The organism is Nocardioides ureilyticus (assembly GCF_051280745.1).
GTDB lineage: Bacteria > Actinomycetota > Actinomycetes > Propionibacteriales > Nocardioidaceae > Nocardioides.
On record NZ_JBNCOG010000066.1, the window covers coordinates 1 to 4,647 of the forward strand.

Consider the following 4,647-nt stretch of genomic DNA (forward strand, 5'->3'; position numbering starts at 1 on the left):
AGCAGCGCCTCCGCGGCGGCCGGGTCGCCCGGAGCGCCGGCTGCGGGCTGGCGCCAGGCGCGGGCCAGCGCGTCCCCCAGCAGCCGCTCGGCACGGGCGGGGTCGTCGGCGGTGAGCGCGCAGGCCCGGCGCCACAGGGCGGGACCGTGCTGCTCGACGTACGCCGCCAGGTCGGCCATCAGCCACCCGGCCCCACACCGTGCGTCCGCATGGTTGCAGGATCCCACAGGGGGCCCGAAGGTCCGCGAGATGACGTTCGGGTGAACCGCGCGCCGGCCGTCGGCGCGCCCGGTTAGGCTTGTGGACTTGCCGTTCCGGGATCGCGACGACCGGGCGGCGGTCCGCGGGCACGTCGCACGAGGTGGAGATCCGACCCTTGTCCGAAGAGCAGAGCCAGCAGTCCGGTGCCCAGCAGGGAGGGGCCGAGCAGACAGCGGCAGAGCGTGCCGAGCAGCTGGAGGACCGAGAGATCGGTCGCGAGCAGGAGTACGTCGACCGCGTGTACCGGCAGCTGGGTGACTCCGCCGCAGCGGCCCGGAAGCTGGCCCGCGAGGGCCACGACCGGGGGAAGCTGGGCCACGAGGGCGGCCTGGTCGAGCGCGACGCCATGGTGTTCCAGGCCGCGAAGCGGATCGCCCAGCTCGACGCCGCCCACGAGGGCCTGGTCTTCGGCCGGTTGGACATGAAGCCCGAGCTCGACCCGGCGCCGCGCTACATCGGTCGCATCGGGCTGCGCGACGCCCAGCGCGACTCGCTGCTCATCGACTGGCGCGCGCCCGCCGCCGCCGTGTTCTACCAGGCGACCGCCGCCGAGCCGCACTCCGTCGTACGCCGCCGCGTGCTGCGCTGCGCCGGGCCGCGGGTGGTGGGCGTCGAGGACGAGCTGCTCGATGCCGAGGCGCTCGAGGAGTCGGGGCTCGACCTGCCGATCGTCGGCGAGGGTGCCCTGATGGCGCAGCTCTCCCGCGCCCGCGACCGCTCGATGCACTCGATCGTCGCGACCATCCAGGCCGAGCAGGACAAGGCGATCCGCGCGCCGGGCAAGGGTGTCGTCGCCATCTCCGGCGGGCCGGGCACCGGCAAGACCGTCGTGGCGCTGCACCGCGCGGCGTACCTGCTCTACACCGACCGTCGGCGCTACGAGTCCGGTGGCGTGCTCGTCGTGGGCCCGAGCGGGGTGTTCATGCGCTACATCGAGCGGGTGCTCCCCAGCCTGGGCGAGACGGCCGTGGCGCTGCGGTCCCTCGGTGAGGTGGTCGACGGCGTCCGCGCCACCCGTCACGACGAGCCGGCCGTCGCCGACGTCAAGGGTGCGGCGCGGATGGCGGAGCTGATCCGTCGCGCCGCGCGCCAGCAGGCGCCCGGCAGCCCCACCGACTTCCGCATCTTCTGGCGCGACGACACCATCGTGCTCGACCGGGCGCTGCTCGGCCGGCTGCGCCGCCAGCTGATGTCGCAGGGGCGGCGCAACAAGCAGCTGCCGCGGGTGGCCCCCACCCTGCTCGACGCGATGTGGCGCCAGGTCCGCGGTGAGCGCGGCCGTGAGCGTGGGCGGGAGTCGTTCGACGAGGAGATGCTGTCCGACCAGCGCTTCGTCGACTTCGCCGTCGCCTGGTGGCCGCCGCTGGACGCGCCCACGGTGCTGGGCTGGCTGCGCGACCCCGAGTTCCTCGCGCGGGTCGCCGAGGGCGTCGTCACCCCCGAGGAGCAGCGGCTGCTCTCGAAGTCGTGGTCCGGGGCCACCGACCTCTCCGTGGAGGACGTCGCGCTGCTCGACGAGCTGCGCTACGCGCTCGGCGACGTCCCGGCCAAGCCGGAGGACGATCGCGACGACCCGCTGGCGGTCATCGAGGGCGCGGTGGACCTGCAGGAGCTCACCACCGCCTCCGACCGGGAGTACGCCCCGTCCGGCCGGGCCTGGGCGCCGCCGCAGCACCGGATCGAGGACGACGGCTTCGCCCACGTGCTGGTCGACGAGGCGCAGGACCTCACGCCGATGCAGTGGCGGATGGTCGGCCGGCGTGGCCGCGCGGCCTCCTGGACCATCGTCGGCGACCCGGCGCAGTCGTCCTGGCCGGTGCGCGAGGAGGCGGAGGAGGCGCGCGCCGCGGCCCTGGAGGGGAAGCAGGTCCACTCCTTCCACCTCTCGACCAACTACCGCAACAGCGCCGAGATCTACGCGTACGCCGCGGCGTACGCCCGGCGCGTCGGGCTCGACGCCGACCTCCCCACCGCCGTCCGGTCGACCGGCGTCGAGCCGGTCGAGCTGACCGACGTGGCCGACGTCGAGGCCGAGACCCGGCGGGCCGTGGTCGAGATGGCCGGCCAGGTCGCCGGCACGGTCGGCATCGTGGTGCCCGCCGCCCGGCGCTCCGAGGTCAACGCGTGGCTCGCGTCGTGGCCGGAGCTGGCCCAGGACGCCCGCGGCGCGCGTGCCGCGGTCGACTCCTCGGTCACGCCGTCCGGCGAGGACCGGGTCGTGGTGCTGACCGGCCTGGACACCAAGGGGCTGGAGTTCGACGGGATCGTCGTCGTCCGGCCGCAGGAGATCGAGGACGAGTCGGCCACCGGGCGCGCGACGCTCTACGTGGTGCTCACCCGCGCCACGCAACTGCTCACGACCATCAGCTGACCAGCCCCGACCGGCGACCCGGCCGCGACAACTAGAGTTCGCCCATGACCCAGAAGCCGAACGCCCGGGACGCCATCGCCGCGCTCCAGGGGCACGAGGCCTGGGCGATCATCCGCCGATCGACGCGCGCCGGCGCCAAGCCCACGGTCGGCCTGGTCGGTGGCCGGCGCAGCGTGGTCGGGTCGATCCTCGACGTACCGCTCGAGGAGGGCCCCGCCCCCGACGGCCAGGTCGCGGACCGCCTGCTCGCGGTGCCGTTCCGCCAGGTGGCCGAGCGCGGGTTCGAGGCGCACGACGACGGCACGCCGCTGGTGGTGGTCGACGTCGAGACCGAGCTCGAGTACTCCGTCGCCGAGGTCGCCGAGGCGATCGACGAGGTGCCGGTCGAGCTGACCGACCGCGGCGGGTTCGAGACCGACGACGAGGAGTACGGCAAGCTCGTCGACGCCATCATCCGCGACGAGATCGGCCAGGGCGAGGGCGCCAACCTCGTCGTGGGCCGGCACTACCGCGCGACGGTCGCCGACTGGAACGCGCAGACGGCCCTCACCGTCTTCAAGCGGCTCCTGGAGCGCGAGCGCGGGGCGTACTGGACCTACGTCTTCTTCACCGGCGACCGCTACCTCATCGGCGCCAGCCCCGAGCGGCACGTGTCGATCCACGGCGGCGACGTCCGGATGAACCCGATCAGCGGCACCTTCCGCATCCCGCGCGAGCCCGACGCCGACGTCAAGGGCCGGCTGATGGAGTTCCTCCACGACGAGAAGGAGATCTACGAGCTCTTCATGGTCGTCGACGAGGAGCTCAAGATGATGTGCGACATCTGCAACCAGGGCGGCCAGGTCCTCGGCCCGTTCCTCAAGCCGATGAGCCGCCTCGTCCACACCGAGTACCTCCTCGCCGGCCGCACCGACCGCGACCCGCGCGAGGTGCTGCGCGACACGATGTACGCCGCGACGGTCACCGGCAGCCCGGTGGAGAACGCCTGCCGGCTGATCAAGGCCTACGAGACCGAGGGGCGCGGCTACTACGGCGCCGCCCTGGCGATCCTCGGCCGCGACGCCCAGGGCGGGCCGGTCGTCGACAGCCCGATCGTGATCCGCACCGCCGACGTCGACCTCGACGGCAACCTCAAGGTCACCGCCGGCGCGACCCTGGTCCGCGACTCCGACGCGGCGTACGAGGTGGCGGAGACCCACGCGAAGGCCGGCGGCATCCTCAGTGCCTTCGGCCTGGTCCCGCCCGCCCCGACGCCGGACGTCGACGTCGCGGAGCTGGTCAGCGACGAGGACGTGCTGCTGGCGCTCAACGCCCGCAACCGGCGGCTGTCGTCGTTCTGGCTCACCGACCAGGGCGGCTCCGCCCCCGACCCCCGCCTGGCCGGCAGGAGCGCGGTGATCCTCGACGGCGAGGACGACTTCGTGAACATGCTGCGCCACGTGCTCGGCGTCCTCGGCATGACCAGCACGGTGGTGCGCCACGAGGAGTACGTCCCCGGGTGCCTCGACGGCCACGACCTGGTGATCGTCGGTCCCGGCCCGGGCGACCCGCGCGACGACGACGACCCGAAGATGCGCAACCTGCGCGCGGCCGTCGCCGAGCTGCTCGAGGCCGAGCGGCCGTTCCTGGCCGTCTGCCTGGGCCACCAGGCGCTGTGCCACCGGCTCGGCATCCCGCTGGCCTACAAGGACATCGTCTTCCAGGGCACCCAGTCCGCGGTCCCGCTCGAGGGGCGCACCGAGCGGGTGGGCTTCTACAACACCTTCGTCGGGCGGGTCTCGACAGGCTCGACCGACGAAGGGGGCACCGTGCTGCCCGAAGGGGTCCGGGTCGACGCCGATCCCGCGACGGGGGACGTGCACCACCTGGTGGGGCCGCACTTCCGGGGCATCCAGTTCCACGCGGAGTCGATCCTCACCGAGCGTGGCTACGACCTGCTCCACGACATGGTGGTCTCGCTGCTCCTCGACGAGGGGTGAGGAAGCCGGTGGACGTCGTGGTGGTCGACCACCACG

At 73.5% G+C, this 4,647-nt stretch carries 2 protein-coding genes; both read left to right on the top strand.

Going from position 1 to position 4,647, the window contains the following annotated elements:
• The first annotated feature begins 454 nt into the window (after positions 1–454).
• Positions 455–2,632, top strand: a complete 2,178-nt coding sequence (locus ACSMHG_RS19425; RefSeq protein ID WP_435748219.1) for a HelD family protein — start codon at positions 455–457, stop codon at positions 2,630–2,632.
• 44 nt (positions 2,633–2,676) lie between these two features.
• The gene (locus ACSMHG_RS19430) at positions 2,677–4,611 is read left to right on the top strand and encodes an anthranilate synthase family protein (protein ID WP_435748217.1); all 1,935 of its coding nucleotides are present in this window, start codon (positions 2,677–2,679) and stop codon (positions 4,609–4,611) included.
• Positions 4,612–4,647: the final 36 nt, after the last annotated feature.

What these genes read in the sequence shown, in the direction of transcription:
- ACSMHG_RS19430 (WP_435748217.1), top strand. Translation starts at nt 2,677, where the DNA reads ATGACCCAGAAGCCGAACGCCCGGGACGCCATCGCCGCGCTCCAGGGG.